The following is a 22423-nucleotide window of genomic DNA, read 5'->3' on the forward strand; positions in this document are numbered from 1 at the left end:
TCGGCAATGGTACAATGTTCTTGTCCTCAGCAAGGGACAAGAACTTAGTTCCTTAAATCAAAAAAACCGCTATATAAGCGACTTTGAATGGAACAATGTTCTTGTCCCGCGACATTTCTATAGAACGTTGTGTTAAACGTCTATTTTTACCTTTGCATCCTACAGGTGCTGCAATAAACGCTTGCTATACTCGGTTCCTCTATGCGTTCTGTTTATCCTGCGAATGGGTCAACATTCGTGAGTGAGTCGTTCTTTCCTTAGTGTGTGCGGTTTTTGTTATTTTGTTATTGTTGCGTGCTCTGGTTAGGCTGCGATACGTTTCTCCATGCTGAACCATACCAATGAGAATACGAGCTAGCTTTCCAATAAGTTTAACATAGATTGCATCTTGCCCATCCCCCTTTTTCACATTCTGCTTATGCCAGCGCTTGAAGTCCGGTTGGTGACGCGCAAGCTGGAGTACCGCCAGAAACAAATACTTTCGCAGCATGCTGTCCCCGCGCAATATTACGGTTGAACGCAAGACCGCTTCTCTGGCTTTCTCAAAAACTCCATTGCTCTTCCTGCATGATCTCGCTCGATGACCTTGTATACACGGGACGGTGGATAGCAAGAAAGGATGGGATCGTCCTTCCATAAGGAACCATCGATGGGCATTCTGGAATGGACACCAACCTCCTTCCAATGCTGTTCTACGTCCGCAGGCTTTTGAATGCCTTCCAGCCCTTAGTTTCGGGCTAGATGTTTTTGTTTGTCAGTAAAAAGTATTTTCGTATAACTTCCCTGTATGCGCATCAAGCACTTCGGGCGTCCGCTCGTGCTCGCTACCAATCATTCGATACACTAGTTCGTACGGGGCCTCTTCCGCCCTAGCATTGTGCATCCGTTCCCATTGCAGACGCAGCTTGGCCTGTGCCGTCCATCGGAGGATGGCTGTCTGGTAATCAAATGAAGGCACGGTCTCCAGCTTCTTTAACTGTTCTGGCCTTATGGAGGGGGACATCAAACTTTTGACCCTCCCATTAGAGCGGTCAACAGCTAGCTGATAGCATTCATCCCTGACAGATACGTCTTGAACATATACACCAAAGCGAATGATTTCCAAACGATCTTCGTCGTGGGTCTCTTCAGTTAGAAGCTTGAGATACGGCAACATTTCGGCTGCTAGTCCTCGGACATAGTCCATAGCTACTTCTATACATGCGTCTCGATCCCAGGTTAATGGAGCTAGTTGATCTGGCTTACCATGCGAAACAAAGTCAATCAGTTGTCCGGTTTGGCTGTCTACTCGCGCCTTGACCGCTCCCTCCATCTGATCAGCCCAATAGGCCTTCCAAGACCGGTCATTCTTGGCTGGACGCTCTTCATTCTGTTGCTTCCACACCATCAACTTGGTGTTCGAGCCAATATTGTCGTCTTGTACTAACTGAAATTGGTCGTTGTCTACGCCAATCCACTCTTCTAGGCTTCGTGCGGGCGGGAACTCACCTGGCCACTCGTCCAGAGTTCTTGGGTCAGAGGGGACAGCTTCTGCCCTATAGGCTGTCGGAACTTCCTCCTGTGATGATGCAGTATAGATTAGCCCTCTACTTCGGGGGGCGTAAACAAGATGGACCTGATCGTCACCATCCGTGTACACGGCTTTGTCCAACACGCAATATTCCACATGTAGCAAAAAATTCGCCTTCATACACGCCATCTGTTCCTCTTCTGGTGTGATCATGGTTGGGAGTGCTGGCCCTGGAACGGTTCCGTAGTACCTAAATGCGACCACTCGACCGCTGGGGTGAACCATAATCAGGCATCCCGTCTCAGGAAGCGGCAGCCCCATCGCCTTCTGCTGTCGTGTGTAACCAAACATCCCTTCCATCCAATCCATCTCACAATACGGAAAATCACGCAGTGCGCCGGGATAATGATCTTCCAGGAATTGCTCTGCCTGCTGTTTGAGCTCCTCCTCAGATATCCGTGTCTCGTTGTCCAATGAGGCCCAGGAAATGGCATAGTCTAGCAAGTTGCCGTCCCTGGAGAGCGTGGCAGAAACGGCGTCATCACTCCCCGTTTTAACCCATAAGAATCCCGCTTCTCCCTTCCCTGTTCCCCTCATGGTGTTCTCTTGATAGTCATTGACGATCAGATCATAATCCCGTGAAACGGCAAACTGGTGCTCTGCCTGTTGTCTTAACTGCAGGCGTAATGTATCCAGGTCTCGTTCGAGAAAATCTTGAGTCATTTCGTTGCGCAAATGTTCCAGCCCCTTCCGTAATTGTGTTTTTACAGTACCTAATGGCATATCCAGGAGATGGGCGATTTGCTGCTGGGTCAGGTCCTTCTTATATTTTAAGAACAGGAGCTGACGCAGCTTCGGATTCAGACTGGCCAATGCACGCTCCAGATCCAGGGTTTGATCGATATCATTAACGACCAATGGCTCTTGCGCCTGCGGGTCTTCGCTCAGGTGAACACGCTTGGATTTCTCCAAATGATTGAGCGCCCGGTTCACCACAATTCTGGTAAGCCAGCTCTCAAACGCTTCGGCTTGCTGTAGCGTTTGCAGTGACTCATAAGCCTTAACCAGGGCATCCTGAACGATATCCTCCGCATCTTTGGACTCCCGTACATAATGGCGAGCCACTCGGTGCAGCTTATCCGTTCGATCCTTTATAAGAGAAACGAAGGCATCGTGATCTCCGTTTTGTGCGGCGTTGATTTGTTGCTGTGCATCGATCATTGTCGTTCACCTCCTGTTATATAGACAGCTAACTCGGGGGTTTGGATTTAATTAATGTAACATTATTCTGGAACTGACCGATCAAGTGACCACCCGCATGCGGCAAGCACGGGTGCCAAGGAGTACGTCACTCTTGGCGTGTTCCTGCTGAAGCTCCTTCATCCACTGAAGCAGTTCTTCCAGCCCGGTACGGGTATTGGAGAACTCACAGTCCTTTCCCCGTTCGATCCCCCGGTAATCGATGGCGCGAGCGACATGGATTTCTTTCGCAATATCCTCATGGGTTCCACGCCCTTGAACGTACACCCAAATCATCAATCTTCCATTGTCCATCCACTAATTTGGCCTTAATGATATAAGGCTAACATACTAATATTGGTTTGGCCTTCCTGATCGGTATTCGTGAGTACTTTTTTAGTTCCCGGCTGAAATAATTTCTTCTAATTTGATCCAACTGTAATCCTCGATTCTCCTGTTGGGTTTTTCAATTGATGTAACAACCCCGCGCATAACTTCATCGTCGAACGAATTGAATACAGTCAACGTGATAGATCTACGAAAACACGTTACATGCAATTTTAGTCAGCTATTTAAAAGCTCGACTTATTTTAAATTTCAGGATAATCCTGTAATTCTCTTGATCTTCAGATGAAGAGAATTGTCCTATCATCCGATGCATAACTTTTTCTATGATTTTTTCACCCAATTTATAACTTTCTACAGATTCATTATTTATTTTTAATTTGTTTTCTACAAAAATCACAAAATGATGATCTTCTATATAAGTAAATAAATTAATTTTTTGCTCTCGATCTGCATATTTTAGTATGTTCGACAGAAAATTATCAAATACACGTCCAATATTTTCTATATCCACAATAATTATGACATCCGTAGGGGAGGCATTTACAAGCACCTGAAATCCTTCCGCTCTAAGTACAGCTGTAATATCTGACAATACATCATGAATTGATTCCCGTACTGAAAGGGTTACTAAGTCTGCCTCCCTCTCTTTATCTAATAAAAAATATGAAAACAGATCGTCTGTACGATTCTTAAGTTGGAGAGCCTTTTGATACGCACTCTCGATCTGATACCTTGTTTCTACACATAAATCTTCTGGTGTATTACGGGCAAACTCTAAATACATGATGAGAGATGTCAGTGGCGTACGCATATCGTGAGACATTTCGGTTGCAAGATTTCTACTCTCATTTTGCAAATTTTCTATCCTTTCTAACCTGCCTAAAAATGCTTTACGTAGTTCCTCTATACTTTCCGCAATCATCGCCAATTCATCATACCCTCGTACCGTTATAGAATAGTCTAATGAGCCGCCTTCAAGGATATGAATTTCTTTATTAATTGTGCGTAAATATTTGATCCCTCTACGTATTCCAAATAAAACAATGGTTATAAATAACATTGCGGACAGCAATATTTCAAGCATGTAGGCCACATTATAGTAGTGGGAAAAATAAAATCCATAGATTGAAACGTTACCTGTCCCATCCTTAAATTGTACTGGGTAAGAGTTCCGTCGATCATAATCAGTTTCAGGCTGACTTCCATATGCTCCTTCGTCATCAGCATGGTACAAGGAATCATATTGAAGCACCTGGTTCTGAAATACGTATAAAAATAAATTACTCTTCTGACTTTTAATCCAGTCTGAAAACGCAATACGATCTGTCGTTGACAGATCGTTTGCTGAAACATATTCTGAAAATTTTTGGACGTAAACTTGAGATTCGGACTTTAAACGCTCATCAGAAGTAAAATAATGATCCATAACCCGATTGCTTATGGACTGCAAAAGTAAAAAACAAAGAACACTTATGGTGAGAGCAATAATTATTAAAATAGTCAACTTTTTAGTTATAGTAAGTTTATGAGTGGCCAAAACGGTAACCTCTTCCCCATTCCGTTAAGATATACGCTGGTTTTGCTGGATCTTCTTCGATTTTCAATCGTAATTTTCGGATGTGTACTACTACCGTATTATTTGAACTGTAGAAATAAGGTTCCTTCCAAATACTCTCATATATATTTTGGGCAGAGAAAATTTTATTTCTTCTGGTCATCAACAGTTTAAGTAGACCGTACTCCAGATCGGAAAGCTCAATCTTCTGACTGCCTTTCCATACATCGTTAAATTGTTCACTTACTTTTAAGCTTCCTCCGATAAGAAATGTTTCGCCATAATCCTTTTTATCCTGATAAATCGTATACCTACGCAACAAAGCAATAACTCTTGCCAGAAGCTCCTGTTCAGAAAAAGGTTTAGTTAAGTAATCATCTCCACCAGCAAGCAAACCTTCCGTTTTGTCCAAAGTTCCGGATTTAGCAGTTAGAAAAAGAATAGGAACATTGTATCGTTCTCTGATTCGTATACAAGCCTCCAGTCCGTTTATTCCAGGCATCATAATATCCAGAATCACCAAATCCAATGACTCATTTACTAATTCAATTCCCTGTTCTCCATCTTTAGCTGTTGTTACTTCATAACCTTCACGGACAAGAGACATACGTAGCAGATCACGAATTTCCTGATCATCTTCAACCACTAAAATCCGGCTTGTCATAGTTCACCTCATACTTGATTTAACTTTTAGCTATCCGTGCGAAGCAATGGCTGTGTACTGCAACGGAAAGCTCCGCCGAAAGAACGAGAAATTTCGTAATCAACATATTCTACTTTGATTCCTCTTTTCTCAAGCTCTTTTCCAATTGTATTTTTGAATGCAATGTCCGTAACATATACTTTGCTACTGATTGGCAATCCATTTACCGCCAAATCTTGAGCATCCTTGTAACTCACTTCGATTTTGTCCCAATTATTAAGTTCTTCTGGGAGCCCATTGTCTAACGAATCCATGCTAACAATCATTAATCCATCTCTTACAAAACTGATAGCACAATCCAGGTGCAATGTGCCAGGCTCTAGCTTCACCTCAACCACCTTATAACCTGATGGTATCAAATAGTTTCTGAGCCAATCAATACCGGCTTTGTTTGAAGCTAGACCAGAATTACCGACGAATACAGTCTTTCCATACACGAGGATATCTCCACCTTCAAGGTAAGGACCGGCAGCAGAGTTGATTCCTTTAGAAACGTCTGGTTGCGGGACAGCTACATGCGGAACGTTATTTTGGGCTGCTTCCTTATCCAGAATACTTCTAACAGGTAAAACCTCAAGTCTCCGGTAAGCCGATTTAAATGAACCTTCAATTAGATGATTTCCGATTGTGAAGAATGGATCTCTGACAAAGAAATTAGTTACTCCTTCGCCACCTGTAATGCCATCTTTCACAGCCCCTAGTTGTTTTTCCTTTTCAGTTAAAAGGCGTGGACGTTGAACCTCAACCCCGTATTTTTCAAGAACCTTTTTAAGGTCTTCACGCTCTTTTTCCCACTTTTTCTGTGCCTCTGCCGGATCCGTATTCATTATAGACATGCCTCCTTCAGGCATAGGCATGTCTCCTTCTGGAAAATCATCAAAATTGAAGTGCATAAAAGCTTCAGATTGTGTCAATACAACTCTTTTTAGCGTGGCGAATTCACTCTCTACATATACATTGTTTTTCTCACTTTTTGTAGTCACAGTTCCATTCACTTCCGTAACTCTATTAACTTTAGACACACCAGTCGCCCCTGCCACTGGTAATATGCTAGTTACCAGTACAAGTGATAATGCTGTTGATCCAACCCACTTCAAATTCTTTTTTTTCATATTAATGCCCTCCTAATAATTTGTTTTAATGCTTACAGTTTGAATTATAGAGAGTAATTCTTAACAGTTTATGAAGGCATACTATTTTAATTTAAACTCCTTCCCGTAAGGTCTGACAAGAGATCTTTAAATGAATCACATCTTCTTCCATCAAAAACTTAGATACCCGCTTCTCCATGTTTTGGCTCACGCAGTTTAATAGAAGGATTGCTAGATAGATAGGTTTCTTCATGTGCAAAGCAAAATAAGGAACGTACAAAACGGATACGGTGCCCTAGGTTGCTTGGTTTTAGACGATCAGATTGCTTTGCTAAGTATTCCTTCAGGAGATTTAGAGTTACTCCCGAAATATCTACATCCCCTAGATCAGAAACCAGCATCTTGAGTTGTAAAGCATACGCACGCAATGTATTCAGGCTCAATCCTTGAATTCGTTTATCTGCCTCATAATGATTCCAAAGTTCACTTAAAATCATAATAAAACCTCCTATTAAGAGCAATTAATTTTAGGCAATAGGAACAAGTTCTTGTCCAATACGGTAATCGGGACAAGAACTTGTACCGATAAAACAAAAAAGCCGCTAAAATAGCGACTTCAATGGGAATATGTTCATGTCCCTCGACCTTCCATCCACATAACACCAGCGACTCCATCATATCCTAAGGATATGATTTATAGTACTTCGCCGTTTGTGGCAATGACATTTTTAAACCAATCAAAACTATCTTTCCTATGACGAGAGTAATCACCTGTTCCATCATCGTGTCGATCTACATAGATAAAGCCATAACGTTTGTACATCTCACCTGTACTAACGCTTACTAAATCAATGGGCCCCCACGCTGTATATCCAATTACTGGAATAACTTCGTCTACTGCTTCTTTCAAAGCTCCTATATGTTTTCTTAAATATTCAATCCGATATGGATCATGGATAGATCCATCCTCTTCCATCTTATCAACACCACCGAAACCATTTTCAACAATCATAAATGGTGTATGAGGATAACGATCATGCAGGTTTTTCAAAACATACTTAATTCCTTCTGGATCAATTTGCCATACCCAGTCCGAAATATCCAAGTAAGGATTTTTTGCTCCTCCAACAATATTCCCACCAACGATTTCTACTGTAGGATCGGCTGTGATACAGTTCGACATGTAGTATGAAAATGTATATAGATCAACTGTTCCTTCTTTCAAAGTTTGCTTGTCTTCTTCTGTAATAAATGAGGCATCGATATTATTTTTCTTAAAGAAGTCCAAGACAAATGTAGGATATTCCCCGCGGACCATAATATCTCCACAGTAATAATTAAAGATTTGATCTCTTGTTTGGGTTGCAAGAACATCTTTTGGGTTCGGGGATAATGGATACCAAGGAATATTACATAGCATACAGCCCACCTGTAAGCCCATATCCAGTTCATGTGCTACTTTGACTGCTAATGCAGAAGCTACGAATTGATTATGAACTGCTTCATAACGTTTTGGTGAACTTGGCAGAGCGCTTAAAGCAATCGGTTCTTTATAAGTTCCGAACTGATTCATCAACCATTCCAAGATGATTCAAGCCTGTGGGAAGCGATAAAAAAGGATGTTATTGATTTTATGACAGAGAAAACGTTGATCATAAAACTTTATATCTTCACTATAGGGATAAATTTGATTTGTTAGATACGCTCTCTGTGTCATCTGCGAAGCTGGATCTTCTTCAGAAGGAAATTTCGGTTGGTTTAAGTATTTTGCAGAAAAACATTCATTTTGTTTCGGTGATGCTGGCTAGTAAAGGAGCTCTTTTATTTCACAGTTGATGCCTTGATTTTATTATCATGGATATTCGCAATGGTTGGAATTTGATTGAAGATAAAAAGATCGGTTAAAAAGAGGAGGTTATCATACAATTTTTCAAGCCAGCGTATGTAGGACTCCTAGTCAATGGAATGCCTTATCCATCAAAGGTTATGGAAGAACAAGTGGGATTATGTAAGAGAATAACCTGTTATAGGTCATACATAATAAAATACTTGAAGCAGGCGTATACGTAGACTGCCCAGCACGAACATCTTCATGAGAGCTGTCCTTTACTGACAATCACTGTAAGAAGATGCATGCTTCTAAGTCTGTAAATTCTAAAAAAGGCTTTCGAGTTTATCTTCTCTCGAAAGCCTTTAAAATGTACACAATGTGAACCTCCGAAAAAGAAGAGGTTTATGTGATGATGCCTCAAGGCATTATTTATTGAAACTAAGACAAGTTCATATCTAATATATATTCTGCTTGTTTATTCATAACGCTGGGGGGATACGGCATCTTATTTACAAACCACCATTCCACGAGTCCTACGTATGCTGGAGCGAAAAAATTCACCAGAATATCCTCATTTAATCCCTTCGTTCTCGCTTCGTCGAACTCCCACCCCTGTCGGAAATCTTCAATAACAAATTCAAGGAATCTGCTGCGGAAGAACGGAGCTCCTTTACCCGCCAGAACAGCCGAAAAGAAGCAATAGTTGCTTTCAAAATACTCAAACCAGGTTATTTGAGTTTCATCTGAGGTTTCTGATTCTGGATAACAAATTAGTCGGAGTGCTTGGATGTGTCCTTCAATGAGATTATCCAATAAGTCGTATTTATCCTTGTAATGTAGATAGATCGTTTTTCGGTTAACGTTTGCTCTGTCTGAAATTTCTTGCATTGTAATATCATCAAAGTCTTTTTCAAGTATCAATTCAACAACAGCTTTTTTAATTGCTCCTTGTGATTTTAATATACGTCGATCCACTTTAGACATACGTAACCCCTTTCTAGTTGAGTACTAAACCCCAAACCCTTTATTTTTGTTACTTATTACCCAAAAAATACTCATTTGGTTATTGCATTAGAGTGTTCCCTTATATAATAATACACAAATGATGATTATTCCATAAGGGGGAAACAAAATAAGAAAGGGGCTGATACACACAAAATAAGAAAGGGGCTGATACACACATTTAGAAAATGTTGAGATCTTATTCTAGGCTTTGGCGTCTTAAGTGAGGGTGCGAACATTGTGATCATATAGTATGAACAGTATTTTCTGTTCTGCTCTTATGTGAGGATATCACTTAATTGATACGAGGATATTTAAAAACAATGTAATAATCAAAAACAGAAGCGGTGTCCCAAAAGGAAAGATGATTTGTTACTAAGAAAACTTAGGATTCGTGATGCAATTTATGAAAACTTAAAATGAGCAACGAAATTCACTGAAAAAATTTCAAATGGCTTATTTAAACTTTCAAATAATACAGGTCGACTTAGTTGTTTCTTGCCCTATTCCGACCGTTTAGGATTTAATAACCCATTTAATAATGAAGTGTGAGTAATCCTTAGTAGATGAGTACAATTAAAACTGAAAATCATCTGGTTGTATTACATTGGTTGAGCTTAAAGAGGAAATATTGTTATTGAAAACTGTTCATAATGAAAGAACCCATAGAATTCTTCAATCTCCTCGAGCAAGATCATGGTTTAGGTTGCTTTATTAGATATGAAGAAAGTTTCGTACCCCATTCGGACAAACACTCGAAACATTCTTTCATCTCCGTGGGGGTCATACTCTCAACATACAACAACCGCTTTCTAGAAGCTGAGTCTGTTAAAACTCATCTCATGTAATTCTCTTTAGCCTAGACTTTCTCGGTTCTTTCCATGGTGTTCTTTATTTAGGAAATGAACAACATGTCTGCCGAGTTGGGCACAGCTCACAGAGACAGATGGACACTGACGAACGGTCAGTGCGATCATTCAGATACTCCTGCTGTTTTCTGTCCAACGCACGATTAACGCTTTTGTCATCGCCCTCCTTGGCTAAAAGTATCCTGGGAATCACAGCCATAGCTCTACTTTTTTTCGCAATGCACACTCTTATTCCAGACCTGTTACCTTTAATTTGTTAGATTATTATTTCCTGTATGACGCGTAATATCCGAAGCTTATCACTAAAACGGAATCAACTGTGTTCTCGTTATTGGGCATCAATGACCTACCTGTTGACTCCTTCTTCTATGTGGCAAGCAGAATTACTGAACTTTTGTATTCTCTTGCTGCAATCACCGCAGAATAAGTTTAAGGTTCAAAGTACAAAACTCACTATGTAATTAAAGAAAATCAAAAGATAGACACTGTCATTACAGGAATCGACAACGAACTTTTTGACCACCTAAGAATATGGAAATAATGAAATTATCTTTTTTACTAGTGTAATTAAAACGAAAATGAAATGAGATAGGAGTAATACAATGATATCGAATACATGGAAAATTTATATGCTCGCCATTGTTAGCTTCCTCGTCGGTACATCGGAGCTTATTATTGCGGGGATTCTGGATAAAGTAGCTGCATCAATAGGAGTCCCTGTATCAGTGGCTGGGCAGCTAATTACTGTTTTTTCATTGGCGTACGCTTTTGGGACACCTGTTATAATGGCTTTAACGTCACGAATGGATCGGAGAAATCTACTCATTTACTCTCTTGTCGCATTTGTCATTGGCAATGCCATGACAGCCGTTTTGCCAGGATTTCTCCTTCTATTCATCTCGAGGATCGTTCTGGCACTTAGTACCGGCGTATTTATTGTTACGGCCTTGATGGTGGCATCCAAACTCGCTCCGCCCGATAAACAGGGGAGCGGTATTGCAACAGTCGTGATGGGCTTTTCGACCGCACTGGTTGTCGGCGTTCCGCTAGGCAGAGTTGCAGCTTCTATGTACGATTGGAAGTTAATATTTGCAGGTCTCGGTGTGCTTGGACTGTTGGCCATTTTCGGAATGTACTCCCTGATTCCAAAGTCGGAAGGAGAAGAGCCGGTTCCGATTGGCAAGCAACTGGCCTTGTTGAAGGAGCCTAGAATCGCCATGGCGTTGCTGATCACTTTCTTCTGGATCGCCGGATATTCGATTGTTTATACGTACATTTCACCGTTCCTGCTCTCTGTTACGGGAATGAGCGAGAAAATCGTAAGTATTGGGCTGTTCGCTTTCGGCATTGCCAGCCTGCTGGGATCTAAGTTCGGAGGCTACAGCTCGGATAAATGGGGTGTATCCCGCACGCTCATCGGTAGTTTGCTGGTTCATGCGCTGGCTCTGATCTTAATCTTCATCGGGGCTATGTCGCCAATCGTCATGTTCCCACTGCTCATGCTGTGGTCCTTCGCCGCCTGGACTTCAGGCCCAACTACGCAGTACAATTTGGTCCAGCAGGCACCGGAAGCATCAGGTATTATGCTCAGCTTGAACAATTCTGTTGTGCAGCTAGCCATGGCTTTTGGTGCAGGCCTCGGTGGAGTTGTCGTGGAGCAAATATCACTTTCATCCATCAGTTGGATCGGTGCTATTATTGTATTTCTTGGAGTTATAACCACAGTTGCGTCCTCACGCTTTTCGCGTTCGGAGGCCCTCGACAAAGGGTAAATCTGCTGCTGCATCTTTAAGTTGCGTATCATTCGTTAATGGTGCTTAATTGAAAGAAACATTAAACACACCTATAAATAGTCATCAATTTGAAAGCCACCATTAATCATATTTTAATGGTGGTTTTCCGATTTTAATGATTTTCCTTGTTGGCACATCTTAAAGATATAATATGTACTTCTTAAATCTTGAACACATACACTAAAATTGATTTCAAACACATTTCGTTTGAAGTATTATTTTATCAACCGTGCTCCTAACTCGGTACAAGTTCTTGTCCTTGGCTCGGGACCCGAACTTGTACCGATAAAATAAAAAAGCCGCTAAAATAGCGACTTCAATGGGACCATGTTCTTGTCCCTCGACAACAAAGTTCCCCAACATTGTTCCATAGTATGAATCTCAATCAAATAGCGGCTACTATATCCGAAATCCAAATTTTTTTTATTCATTAAGGTACCACAAGATCAAATAACCACAGTCGCTATAAAATGCGACTGTGGTTATTTGCCCATAATGTATTTCTGTTATAATGTCCGTTTATTTGATAGTCGGATTAGTGTGATGTGCGCTGAGAGTTCCAAAGGTCTAAATATGATTCGATGTTGGCAAATTTATTTGTGTACCGTATTTAAGAAGTAAATAATCGAATGTTTTTTTTATCCTTTTCAGACATAGACGCCTCTAAAACAGAACTAACTTCTGTAATAATATCTCTCGTATATTTCTCACCGTTTGGAGTAAGAACAACATAGAAGCCTCTCTTATCTTCTTCATACACAACTCGTTCTACAGGTTGAAAAGTATGGTTTTCCAATCTGGTGATTAGACGAGTAAGAGCACTCTGGCTTAAACCAATCATATTCGATGCAGTAGCCAGACGTAGTTTGTTGTCTTCGGAATGATAAAGGTACATAAGCAAATAAAACTCTTTTAAGCTAAATTGATAACGTTCCTGAAGGATATGGTTTAAAGCATTATTAATTCGATCATGATATTTGGAGAAATTGACCCAGTCATGAATTAGATAATCCGAATCGCTCAAGTATATCGTCCTTTCATTCTATACGTTGTATTGTCCCACATATAGTATTACCTTAACTTAAGCTGATGTCAAAAGATCAAATCGATGCCTTTTCCTCAAATTGTGTATAGCTATAGTGCATGCATTTCCTTAGAATATACGAACATAGGGACAGCATTACTTACATGATTAGAAATTTTCTCTGTGTAACAAATTTCTTATATGGTTGGTCATAAGTGCAGATGTTATGGGGTAAAACGTTTTGCTTCACTATCTTCAGGGTAGTTTAATCCATGCGGTGTATAGCTAATGAGTTCAATTAACATTCCCCATGGTGCACGCCCATATACAAAATGACCTGTTCCATCTTCAACATCTCCTAACAATTCACCGGGATCATTTAATAACTCTCCACCTGCTTCAACAAATGCTTTAGCTGCTTCTTTAATGTCATCCACATAGAAACCAAAATGTTGAACACCCAAGTCAGAAGCAATTGACGGTTTCCGTTGATCAGCATCGACGTAATTAAATAGTTCGATACTAGCGCTATTATTAAAAGAAAGCAAGCGCATATGGATAACTTTGGTTCCCTTTTTCAGACCTAATGTTTTCTCAACATTTGGTCCAGCTAAAGGCTCATCTTCTAATTTTTTATTATCATAAGCAATTTTAGCGCCAAAAGCCTTTTTAAAGAAAACTGTTGCTTCTTCGATATCGGGAACGGTTACTCCAATATGGTCGATTCCTCTTGTAATATTTTTCACGTTTTATCTCTCCCTTTATTTAAATTTATTTTTATTCTTGGCTATTAAGCAAAGTCTTATGAATATAAGACTACATCTTTAACGAATTCCTCTAGAATACTGAAAAGGTGGTTCCACTATCTTTGTTGTCGTTTTGATCGCATGCAATGTCCAATAAGGATCATTCAACATTCCTCTCGCCACCGCAACCAGATCTGCATCGTCATTTGCAATAGTTGCTAGAGCGAGTTCAGCATTTTCAAGCTTTCCTACAGCAATCACAGGAAGACCAAGACGCTCCTTAAACATTCTTGCGAAAGGGACTTGGTAACCAGGCGTGTTTAATGGCTTCAATTTTCCTGGGATTCCTTCACCACCGCTAGAAATATGGAAAATGTCTACACCTGCAGCTTTAAATCTCTCTCCCATATGCAATGCATGTTCAAGGTCATACCCGCCATCAATGTATTCAATTGCAGAAAGTCTCATAATCAGGGGCATATTTTTGGGCATGACACTTTTCACCGCTTGAATGACCTCTACGCCAAATTTCGATAGGTCTGTTCCATATACATCTTCTCTGATATTAATACTAGGTGACATAAACTGATGAAGTAAATACCCATGAGCACCATGAAGTTCAATGGTATCAAACCCGGCTTCAACTGCACGTCTAGCAGCATCCTTAAATTGACTAATTACTCGATTAATCTCTTCGATCGTTAGGGCTCTGGGGGATTTCAACTCTCCATATTTCGTCTCTTCAGGTAGCGCTACACCTTGAACAGAGGACGGAGCTACTGGTTGAATAGCATCCTCTGCCTTTCTGCCGGCATGCCCAATCTGTATACCTATTTTGGATCCATGCTTCTGAACTTCAGAGACGAGACGTTGATATGGAGGAATTTGATCATCGGACCACAGGCCAAGATCACCATCTGTGATTCTTCCATCAGGATCAACGCCGGTCATTTCTACAATGATTAGTCCTGTTCCACCAACAGCTCTGGAAGCATAGTGCACAAAATGCCAATCATTGGGTACGCCATCTTTTAGATCAACAGAATATTGACACATCGGAGCCATGACAGTTCTATTTTTGAGTTCCAGGTTTTTGAGTTTGAAAGGTGTGGATAAATTATTCATTTTTAAATTACCTCCAATACTATTTGTTTGCACATGCAAATAATATCACTCGAATCTCTTCTTGTCAAAACAGTAGTCATTTCATTAAAGCCACACCAAGCTATCCTTCCCATTAGCTTAATAAAAAGACAGCCGACTAAATTAATCGGCTGTCTACTAATTGGTTTACATTCTACTGCGTTCATTTGGGACTCACGACAAAATATTATGCTTCACATTTCATTGAAGAAAGCCCATAAAGAACTGAATCTGGAGAGTTATACGCCATACAATAAAAGATAGCTTTCTATGCAGGATTGAAATATAAAATGTTATATATCTTATCTATTAATTAGGTCACTTATGTTATTAAGTACATTTCGTTGACATTTAATGAAAAAAAACTGAACAGGGAATAATGCACCTCTTGGTACTAACCAGCCGCCTAAATGCAGGTTTCTCGTTTAGCGTCTCACCTCGTGCATTTATCATCTTAGATCCGATTTTGTCATCTTTAGCTCAAGAAGGTACCAAGCCCCATCGGAGTGAACTTAAGCGATTACCATTACTGGTTGCAATGATTGACGGGATAAATTGCATAGGGGCAGCGTTATAATTTGGACGATAGTCAAAGCCTTTGGTGTCTGAAGCCAAGTGTCGTTCCATTATGCTATCAATGGGATCAATAATTGTAAATCTGCCGCACATCCGAATAGACCTAACTATAAAATTCGTTATAGGTTCAGGTGGGAAATTGTTATTCTCCTACACTACGCACCTCGTTATGCTTCTCAGTCAAACCAACTAGTTCCTCTCTACTTGTTTAATCTATTCTAATTTAAACTAGTCTTAATTATTGCAATGATAAAATAGCCGGTCGTTTTACCGTCTATAAGACAATTTTCTTAGTTTGTAAAAAAAATCTTTCTTTCATAAAAAGTTATCGATTCTTATTCTAAATTGTAATCTCCCCACTCGCACATAGTTTGAAGGATTGGTAAAAATTTCTTACCAAGAGGGGTTAAACAATACTCGACTCTTGGTGGAACCTCTTTATAAATTTCACGATGCAGGAGTCCATCACTTTCTAACTCTCTGAGCTGCTTCGTTAGCATCGATTGCGTAATATCCGGAAAAACACGATTTATCTCCCCAAACCTTCTAGTTTCCTCGGCAATATACCATAAGATCGATAATTTCCACTTCCCTGCAACTATTTTTTGGACTTTATTTAGTCCGCAATCAGACGAATACTTGTTGTTGTGATACATATTTTCCCCTCCAAAATAAATATACAGGCTCTTAGAAGCGTGTAAAAACTCTTTAGTATTGTTTTTTATAGTATGTTCTAAAAAAGATCGTACTTGTTTAAAGTAAGATACTTTAATAAGATTACGGAGCGAAACAATATGGTAATTATACTTTATAGAAGATGGAGGAATAAAGGGTTGAAATCTTTGGAATTGAAAAAATACAATACGAGTGCGATTATGGCAGCTTTGCTTATATGTGGTTTTTTCGGCTATCTAAGCGAAACGGCTATCAATATTGCAATGACTAATTTGATGGAAGTATTCCAAATTTCGGCTGCGACGGTACAGTGGTTAACGACGGGCTACATGTTGACCATAGGCATTTTAACGCCAATAAGCGCAATGTTGTTGCAGATGTTTTCTACAAGAAAGCTCTTCACAGTTTCGCTCATCAGTTTAATCGTGGGTACATTGATCGCGGCGTTGGCGTTAAATTTTGAAATGTTGATGTTCAGTCGAATTTTACAGGCAGTAGGCATGAGCACCTTGATCCCCCTGTTGTTCAATACAGTTCTCGTCATCTATCCGCAAAATAAACGGGGTGCAGCGATGGGATTAGTCGGGCTTGTTACCATGTTTGCCCCAGCGCTCGGCCCGACCTTTGGGGGGCTGGTAGTTGGATATTTAACATGGCAGTATATTTTCTGGTTCTCACTTCCATTTTTAGTCGTAGGATTGTTGATGGGGTTGAAGTATTTAGAGAACGTTACTGATGTCAAAAAGCAGCGGATTGATTTACTGTCTGTGTTGTTGTCAACGATTGGATTCGGCGGAGTTGTTTTTGGCTTTAGTCAGGTAGGCGAAGGATCTGAAGGCTGGGGGAATCCGGTTGTGATCACTTCAATCATTGTCGGCCTCATTGCACTGGTGCTGTTCGTGTTGCGTCAGAACGTTATGAGTAGTCCGATGATGAACCTGAGCGTGTTCAAGTATCCCATGTACCTTGTTGGGCTGATTCTGGTAGCGTTATGCCCGATGATTTTTATGACGACCCTGATTATCCTGCCAATGTTTTTGCAGACGGGCGCCGGATTGTCTCCGTTCACTGCGGGACTCATGCTTTTGCCGGGTAGTGCGCTTTTCGGTCTCCTCTCCCCGCGCATAGGGCACTTATTCGATAAACATGGGCCAAAATGGCTCGTTATCCCCGGATTCGTGATCGTTTTAGTCATGTTATGGTTCTTCACTAACCTATCTCCTGCTTCTTCAATCGCCTTTATGGTGGCTGTGCATATAGGGCTCTCTATTGGGACAGCCTTGATCTTAATGCCTGCTCAAACGCACGCGCTAAATCAATTGCCGCCAGACTTGTACCCGCACGGTACGGCAGTCATAAACACATTGCCACAGGTTACGGGAGCGATTGGAATTGCTGTAGCTGTCAGTATCCTTATGGGCGGTATGGATAAATACCTGCACGGCTTCTCCGCTCTTTCCAAACAGGTCGAGATGGCAAACGCGATGTCGGCAGGAGCATACAACGTATTCGTGTACATGATTATCCTGGCCCTAATTGGCTTGGTCACAGCGTTCTTCATTCGCCGCAGCGTAGTCAACCGCAAAGAGGTGCATTCGCAACATTAATGTTTTGTCAGCGATTCTCTTATCAGTGCCTATGAAGAACGTTCACACAAAATGGTAGGGACCTCTATTTATCCATAAGTACAAAAAAGTGTACTAAGGCAATTTAAATTGCCCTCTTCCAAAAGATGAGCAATGATTTTATTCTAGAAGATGAATGTAACAAAAATAATCAATAAAATTCAATCATATCCAAATAAGCATGGATTTATCAAAAACATTATGTGAAGAAACATCGAAACACAAGAGGAGGTTATACTAATGACTACTAAATCTTTTCAAGAAGTTGTACGCTCTCGACAATCTGTGCGTCAATTTCTCTCTACACCCGTTACGGAAGAAGTGATTCGTGAGGTTCTCGAAGATGCTCAATATACACCGTCTAATTGCAATACGCAGCCTTGGAATGTTCATATTGTTTCAGGTGATAAGAAGGATGAATTGAGTAAAGCTTTGTTACGCGCGAATGAGGAAGGGAATCATACACCAGATTTTACATTTGATATGAACGCCTTTTACGGCCGATATGGCGAACGCAAAAATACGCATGGAAAAGCTTATTATGAATCACAAGGAATAGCACGAGAAGATTACAAAGGTCGCAAGCAGGCAGCTGCACAAAATTATAATTTTTTTAATGCACCCCATGTTGCTTTCTTATTTATGCCTTCATTTGGAGATAATGTGCGTGTCGCATCTGATATTGGAATGTATGGTCAGTCATTTCTACTAGCGCTCGAGGCACGTGGGATAGGCGGTATTCCCCAGACAGCATTAGGCTTTTCTGCTGATACTGTCCGCGAAGTTCTTGGAGTATCGGGCGAACTAAAATTATTATTTGGAATATCATTTGGTTACCCAGACAAAGAAGCACCAGTAAATGGTTTTCGGATGGGTCGTGACTCAATCGAGGATAGTGTGACATTCCATCGTTAAACAAACTCTATAATGATGATATCATCGTTCTCGATATCAATATCCAATGGATCAGTTACATCGAGTTCTAGAATTAGTTTGAAATAAAAGCAGCTAATCATTTTGGTCAGCTGCTTTGTTTGTTGTATGAGCTATCGTTTCCCGTTAGTTGAACGTTATCTTTTTAATTATGATATGTTTCACTTGTTTAATTGGTTAAATGGCCTTTATATAGCCATTGATCCCCAGTTTTCAAAAAATCAATATAGATGGCAACATTCCCATCATCTACTTTTGCCAAAATAATTGAACCTCATTCTCACTCACTGGATCAAATCCGCGATACTCTAGGTTCCCTAACTCAATTTGTGATAAGACAGAAACATTTTGCTCAGATTCATCATCTTGTAAAGTATACGTATCATTCTGATCATCCCACGCCACTTCAGGGACAGATAATGTTGCTAAGGCTTCGTAATCTTTATTATTCATAGCGTTAATTATTCTGAGTGCTGCATTCAAAGGGCCTCTAACTGTACCCATATCCATTTCATTCAAAGTATTCTGAGCCGCTTCTAATTCAGCCTTAAGTTGCTTGTTTTCAGCTTGAAGATCCTGAATTCCCTGATCATCTTGGGTAATAGGTAGATCTTCAACAGAATTATCACAAGCAGTCAATGCGGAAGCAAAAATAAACATCATTACAAATCTGTTCATTATACACCTCCTTGAATACGGTCTCCCTATATCTTGATTAACGAGCAATAAACAAGTTTAGTTACGCTAACCTGCCCGTTAGCTTAATGAATTAACGAGGAAAAGAACCGTCTAGTTTTATGCCTAATCGGTAATCGGACTATATTCTTGTCCATTCCGGCAATCGGTACAAGTTCTTGTCCTTGGCTCGGGACACGAACTTGTACCGATAAAATAAAAAAGCCGCTAAAATAGCGACTTCAATGGGACAATGTTCTTGTCCCTCGACATTTAAAGCATTCGGATTTAATCCGAATTGCTTTTTCTAGCGATGTCACTCTTCGATCGAATTCATAATAACTTTAAGCCTTGCGAAGCATTTGTCTCTCGCTTAGCTGTGAAAGCATATCCTTCGTCATGGCCTTCAGGTCGTAGCGAGCATGAAATCCCCATTCTGTTTTCGCTGCTGTCGCATCAATGGAATGCGGCCAGCTATCGGCAATCGCCTGTCTCTTCGGATCAACGTCATAATCGAGGATAAAGCCGGGAAGCTCATCCCGAATCGATGCAGCGATCGCCTCCGGATCCACGCTCATTGCGGTGACATTAAATGAATTTCGGTGCATCAACCGGGAAGAATCCGCTTCCATCAAATCGATGATAGCGTTCAGGGCATCCGGCATATACATCATGTCCATGTTTGAGTTCTTGGCGATATAAGATGTATACCGGCCAGACGTCACGGCTGCGTAATAAATTTCCACGGCGTAATCCGTCGTTCCTCCGCCGGGAGGCGTCATATAAGATATCAAACCCGGGAATCGTAGCCCCCTAGTATCCAGGCCGTATTTGTGAAAATAATAATCACAAAGCAGTTCGCCGGACACTTTGTTCACGCCGTACATCGTATTGGGCCTCTGGATCGTATCCTGAGGGGTATTGTCTTTCGGAGTCAAAGGACCAAAAGATCCAATGGAGCTTGGAGTGAAAAATTGGCAGCCGAGCTCCCTGGATATTTCAAGTGCATTCATCAATCCACCCATATTCAAATTCCAGGCAAGCAGTGGTTTCTCCTCTGCGGTAGCCGACAGCAGCGCAGCCAAATGGATGACGGTATCAACTTCGTACCGCTTGGCGATTTCGAACATCTCCTTATCATTCGTCACGTCCAGCAGCTCGAATGGCCCGGATCGGGTAATTTCGTGGGCTGATGACCTGAGATCCGTAGCAACGACGTGATCCGCACCATAAATTTCACGTAATTTAACAACTAACTCAGAACCGATTTGGCCCAGTGCTCCGGTCACCAAAATCTTGATCATAAGACATTCCTCCCGAAATGTACTCCCGCGAATGCAGCTAAATCAGCTTCATTTCCTTGCCAACTTTCTCATAAACGGAGATCACCTGGTCGAGCATCTCCTTGGTATGGGCAGCTGTCGGCATGTTGCGTATTCTTCCGGTTCCTTTCGGAACCGTTGGAAACAGGATTGCCTTGGCGTAAACGCCTTCTTCATAAAGCCGTTTGCTGAACAGTTGGGTGGTTACTTCATCGCCAATGATACAAGGTGTGATTGGCGTTTCGCTTTGGCCTACATCATATCCAAGCCGGCTCAAGCCATTTTTCAAATCATTGCCGTTCTCCCACAGCTTCTCGATCAACTCTTTGTCATTCATCAAAATGTCGACAGAAGCGCTGCAAGAAGCGATTGCAGCCGGAGGTAGCGATGTCGAGAACAGAAACGGACGGCTTCTTAGCTTCAACCATTCGATCAGTTGTTTTTTACCCGCCACATAACCGCCGACAACGCCAATCGCCTTGGAAAGAGTACCAATTTGAAAGTCAATGCGGTCGGACAATCCAAAATGCTTCACGGTTCCCGCACCTGCTCCGAGAACGCCCGAACCGTGGGCATCATCCACATAAGTAATCAGATCGAATTCTTCTGCTATTTTCACGATTTCAGGCAGCTTTGCTATATCACCATCCATGGAGAAAACCCCGTCGGTGATGACCATAATTTTATGGTACTGACCGGATTCCTTGGCATCTTTCGCCTGCTGTCTTAAATCATTCATATCCGAATGCTTAAAGCGAATCACCTTGGCTCTCGACAGGCGGCAGCCATCAATAATCGAAGCGTGGTTCAGCTCATCTGATAAAATCGCATCATGCTGGTCCATTACCGCGGATATAGCAGCCATATTGCAGTTAAATCCCGATTGATACACGATAACGGCTTCCGTTTTTTTGAAACGGGCCAGTTTTTCTTCAAGCTCAATATGAAGATCCATCGTACCATTAATTGTTCTCACAGCCCCTGCGCCTGCCCCGTATGTCTGCGACGCCTTAACTGAAGCATCAATCAGGCGGTAATCTGTTGCCAGTCCCAAATAGTTATTGGAAGACAAATTGATTAGGGACTTTCCGTCGATACGAATAACAGGACCATTTGCACCCTGCAGCGTATCGATGACGTTATATAGACCTTTAGTCTTTAGATCTTCGATGTTCGAACTTAAAAATTGGTCCAATGCTTGACTTGACATTCCATTCCCTCCTCGATATACGTATGTCCTCGTACAGGAGACATAGTATTCTTCAAAAAAACCCTGTTATAAAAGGAAATAAACTAATTTCAATGTATCATCATTTTTATTTTTTGTACACATGTGGCGGACAAAAAATAAAAATATCCGCAAAAAAACATAGCGATTGCTTCCCCCATTCTCGGAAGCAATCGCTACTAAATCTTTGCTTATATCTTTTGCTGCTCTGTAGTTTGCGATACCATGCCGATTAGATACACGACTAATCGGTAATAGGAACAGGTTCTTGTCCAATACGGTAATCGGTACAAGTTCTTGTCTTCGGCTCGGGACACGAACTTGTACCGATAAAATTAAAAAGCCGCTAAAATAGCGACTTCAATGGGAATATGTTCTTGTCCCTCGACAAGTTCCCTACCAAAAAATAAAAAACTTATCGGCTGATATCCGGTCCCAATTACAGGTTCCACAGAAAAACTGATTCCTTGTTTTTTTATTAAGCTATCGTTTCCCGTTAGCTTAATGACTTGTGACGCCTTTCACCGTGATGAAT

Annotated in this window: 19 protein-coding genes and 1 pseudogene; 3 read left to right on the forward strand and 17 right to left on the reverse strand. The window is 41.1% G+C overall.

Features of this window, described 5'->3' with window-relative positions; translation table 11 throughout:
* Positions 1 to 199 precede the first annotated feature (199 nt).
* From QF041_RS03450 to QF041_RS03490, 9 genes are all read right to left on the reverse strand, one after another.
* A complete protein-coding gene (locus QF041_RS03450) occupies positions 200 to 523 on the reverse strand; it encodes a hypothetical protein (protein ID WP_307411903.1) in 324 nt (107 codons plus the stop codon).
* A 231-nt stretch (positions 524 to 754) separates the two neighbouring features.
* Positions 755 to 2731, reverse strand: a complete 1977-nt coding sequence (locus QF041_RS03455) for a sigma-70 family RNA polymerase sigma factor (RefSeq protein ID WP_307411906.1) — start codon at positions 2729 to 2731, stop codon at positions 755 to 757.
* An 81-nt stretch (positions 2732 to 2812) separates the two neighbouring features.
* Complete coding sequence (locus QF041_RS03460) at positions 2813 to 3049, reverse strand: hypothetical protein (RefSeq protein WP_307411909.1); 237 nt, start codon at positions 3047 to 3049, stop codon at positions 2813 to 2815.
* Between the two features lie 268 nt (positions 3050 to 3317).
* Positions 3318 to 4634 (reverse strand): sensor histidine kinase, encoded by a 1317-nt coding sequence (locus tag QF041_RS03465; RefSeq protein WP_307411911.1) that lies wholly within the window; start codon positions 4632 to 4634, stop codon positions 3318 to 3320.
* Positions 4621 to 5316 (reverse strand): response regulator transcription factor, encoded by a 696-nt coding sequence (locus QF041_RS03470; RefSeq protein ID WP_307411915.1) that lies wholly within the window; start codon positions 5314 to 5316, stop codon positions 4621 to 4623. The genes QF041_RS03465 and QF041_RS03470 overlap by 14 nt, the downstream gene beginning before the upstream one ends.
* 26 nt (positions 5317 to 5342) lie before the next feature.
* The gene (locus QF041_RS03475; RefSeq protein WP_307411918.1) at positions 5343 to 6467 is read right to left on the reverse strand and encodes a dimethylarginine dimethylaminohydrolase family protein; all 1125 of its coding nucleotides are present in this window, start codon (positions 6465 to 6467) and stop codon (positions 5343 to 5345) included.
* Positions 6468 to 6625: 158 nt separating this feature from the next.
* Positions 6626 to 6943, reverse strand: coding sequence for a site-specific integrase (locus QF041_RS03480; RefSeq protein WP_307411921.1), 318 nt, complete (start codon positions 6941 to 6943; stop codon positions 6626 to 6628).
* A 197-nt stretch (positions 6944 to 7140) separates the two neighbouring features.
* Positions 7141 to 8031 carry a glycoside hydrolase family 1 protein gene (locus QF041_RS03485; RefSeq protein ID WP_307411924.1) on the reverse strand — a complete coding sequence of 297 codons (891 nt, stop codon included), beginning with the start codon at positions 8029 to 8031 and terminating at the stop codon, positions 7141 to 7143.
* 684 nt (positions 8032 to 8715) lie between these two features.
* Complete coding sequence (locus QF041_RS03490) at positions 8716 to 9261, reverse strand: TetR/AcrR family transcriptional regulator (RefSeq protein ID WP_307411927.1); 546 nt, start codon at positions 9259 to 9261, stop codon at positions 8716 to 8718.
* Positions 9262 to 10753: 1492 nt separating this feature from the next.
* On the opposite strand from QF041_RS03490, the gene QF041_RS03495 reads away from it, so the two are divergent.
* Positions 10754 to 11920 carry an MFS transporter gene (locus tag QF041_RS03495; protein WP_307416885.1) on the forward strand — a complete coding sequence of 389 codons (1167 nt, stop codon included), beginning with the start codon at positions 10754 to 10756 and terminating at the stop codon, positions 11918 to 11920.
* Between the two features lie 631 nt (positions 11921 to 12551).
* On the opposite strand, the gene QF041_RS03500 is transcribed toward QF041_RS03495, so the two are convergent.
* From QF041_RS03500 to QF041_RS03520, 5 genes and pseudogenes are all read right to left on the reverse strand, one after another.
* Positions 12552 to 12965 (reverse strand): MarR family winged helix-turn-helix transcriptional regulator, encoded by a 414-nt coding sequence (locus QF041_RS03500; RefSeq protein ID WP_307411930.1) that lies wholly within the window; start codon positions 12963 to 12965, stop codon positions 12552 to 12554.
* 224 nt (positions 12966 to 13189) lie between these two features.
* Positions 13190 to 13711, reverse strand: coding sequence for a VOC family protein (locus QF041_RS03505; RefSeq protein WP_307411933.1), 522 nt, complete (start codon positions 13709 to 13711; stop codon positions 13190 to 13192).
* A 78-nt stretch (positions 13712 to 13789) separates the two neighbouring features.
* Entirely contained in the window at positions 13790 to 14836 is a 1047-nt protein-coding gene (locus QF041_RS03510; protein ID WP_307411935.1) for an NADH:flavin oxidoreductase/NADH oxidase, read from the reverse strand.
* 369 nt (positions 14837 to 15205) lie between these two features.
* Positions 15206 to 15523, reverse strand: a pseudogene (locus tag QF041_RS03515) (SOS response-associated peptidase).
* A gap of 242 nt (positions 15524 to 15765) precedes the next feature.
* On the reverse strand, positions 15766 to 16086 hold the full coding sequence (locus tag QF041_RS03520; protein ID WP_307411938.1) for a winged helix-turn-helix transcriptional regulator: 321 nt from the start codon (positions 16084 to 16086) through the stop codon (positions 15766 to 15768).
* 138 nt (positions 16087 to 16224) lie between these two features.
* Here QF041_RS03520 and QF041_RS03525 point away from each other — a divergent pair, with 138 nt between their 5' ends.
* Entirely contained in the window at positions 16225 to 17712 is a 1488-nt protein-coding gene (locus QF041_RS03525) for a DHA2 family efflux MFS transporter permease subunit (protein WP_373461259.1), read from the forward strand.
* 258 nt (positions 17713 to 17970) lie between these two features.
* A complete protein-coding gene (locus QF041_RS03530) occupies positions 17971 to 18645 on the forward strand; it encodes a nitroreductase (RefSeq protein WP_307411943.1) in 675 nt (224 codons plus the stop codon).
* Positions 18646 to 18912: 267 nt separating this feature from the next.
* On the opposite strand, the gene QF041_RS03535 is transcribed toward QF041_RS03530, so the two are convergent.
* The 3 genes from QF041_RS03535 to QF041_RS03545 form a co-directional block, all read right to left on the reverse strand.
* Positions 18913 to 19341 (reverse strand): hypothetical protein, encoded by a 429-nt coding sequence (locus tag QF041_RS03535; RefSeq protein ID WP_307411947.1) that lies wholly within the window; start codon positions 19339 to 19341, stop codon positions 18913 to 18915.
* Positions 19342 to 19682: 341 nt separating this feature from the next.
* Complete coding sequence (locus tag QF041_RS03540; RefSeq protein WP_307411950.1) at positions 19683 to 20642, reverse strand: L-threonine 3-dehydrogenase; 960 nt, start codon at positions 20640 to 20642, stop codon at positions 19683 to 19685.
* A 37-nt stretch (positions 20643 to 20679) separates the two neighbouring features.
* Positions 20680 to 21870, reverse strand: a complete 1191-nt coding sequence (locus QF041_RS03545; protein WP_307411954.1) for a glycine C-acetyltransferase — start codon at positions 21868 to 21870, stop codon at positions 20680 to 20682.
* Positions 21871 to 22423: the final 553 nt, after the last annotated feature.

Source organism: Paenibacillus sp. W2I17, assembly GCF_030815985.1.
Lineage (GTDB): Bacteria > Bacillota > Bacilli > Paenibacillales > Paenibacillaceae > Paenibacillus.

Excerpts from the sequence above, each read along its gene's own strand:
- QF041_RS03455 (WP_307411906.1), bottom strand. The coding sequence starts at position 2,731 with ATGATCGATGCACAGCAACAAATCAACGCCGCACAAAACGGAGATCAC.
- QF041_RS03470 (WP_307411915.1), bottom strand. The coding sequence starts at position 5,316 with ATGACAAGCCGGATTTTAGTGGTTGAAGATGATCAGGAAATTCGTGAT.
- QF041_RS03475 (WP_307411918.1), bottom strand. The coding sequence starts at position 6,467 with ATGAAAAAAAAGAATTTGAAGTGGGTTGGATCAACAGCATTATCACTT.
- QF041_RS03480 (WP_307411921.1), bottom strand. The coding sequence starts at position 6,943 with ATGATTTTAAGTGAACTTTGGAATCATTATGAGGCAGATAAACGAATT.
- QF041_RS03490 (WP_307411927.1), bottom strand. The coding sequence starts at position 9,261 with ATGTCTAAAGTGGATCGACGTATATTAAAATCACAAGGAGCAATTAAA.
- QF041_RS03510 (WP_307411935.1), bottom strand. The coding sequence starts at position 14,836 with ATGAATAATTTATCCACACCTTTCAAACTCAAAAACCTGGAACTCAAA.
- QF041_RS03520 (WP_307411938.1), bottom strand. The coding sequence starts at position 16,086 with ATGTATCACAACAACAAGTATTCGTCTGATTGCGGACTAAATAAAGTC.
- QF041_RS03525 (WP_373461259.1), top strand. The coding sequence starts at position 16,225 with ATGGTAATTATACTTTATAGAAGATGGAGGAATAAAGGGTTGAAATCT.
- QF041_RS03530 (WP_307411943.1), top strand. The coding sequence starts at position 17,971 with ATGACTACTAAATCTTTTCAAGAAGTTGTACGCTCTCGACAATCTGTG.
- QF041_RS03535 (WP_307411947.1), bottom strand. The coding sequence starts at position 19,341 with ATGAACAGATTTGTAATGATGTTTATTTTTGCTTCCGCATTGACTGCT.
- QF041_RS03540 (WP_307411950.1), bottom strand. The coding sequence starts at position 20,642 with ATGATCAAGATTTTGGTGACCGGAGCACTGGGCCAAATCGGTTCTGAG.
- QF041_RS03545 (WP_307411954.1), bottom strand. The coding sequence starts at position 21,870 with ATGTCAAGTCAAGCATTGGACCAATTTTTAAGTTCGAACATCGAAGAT.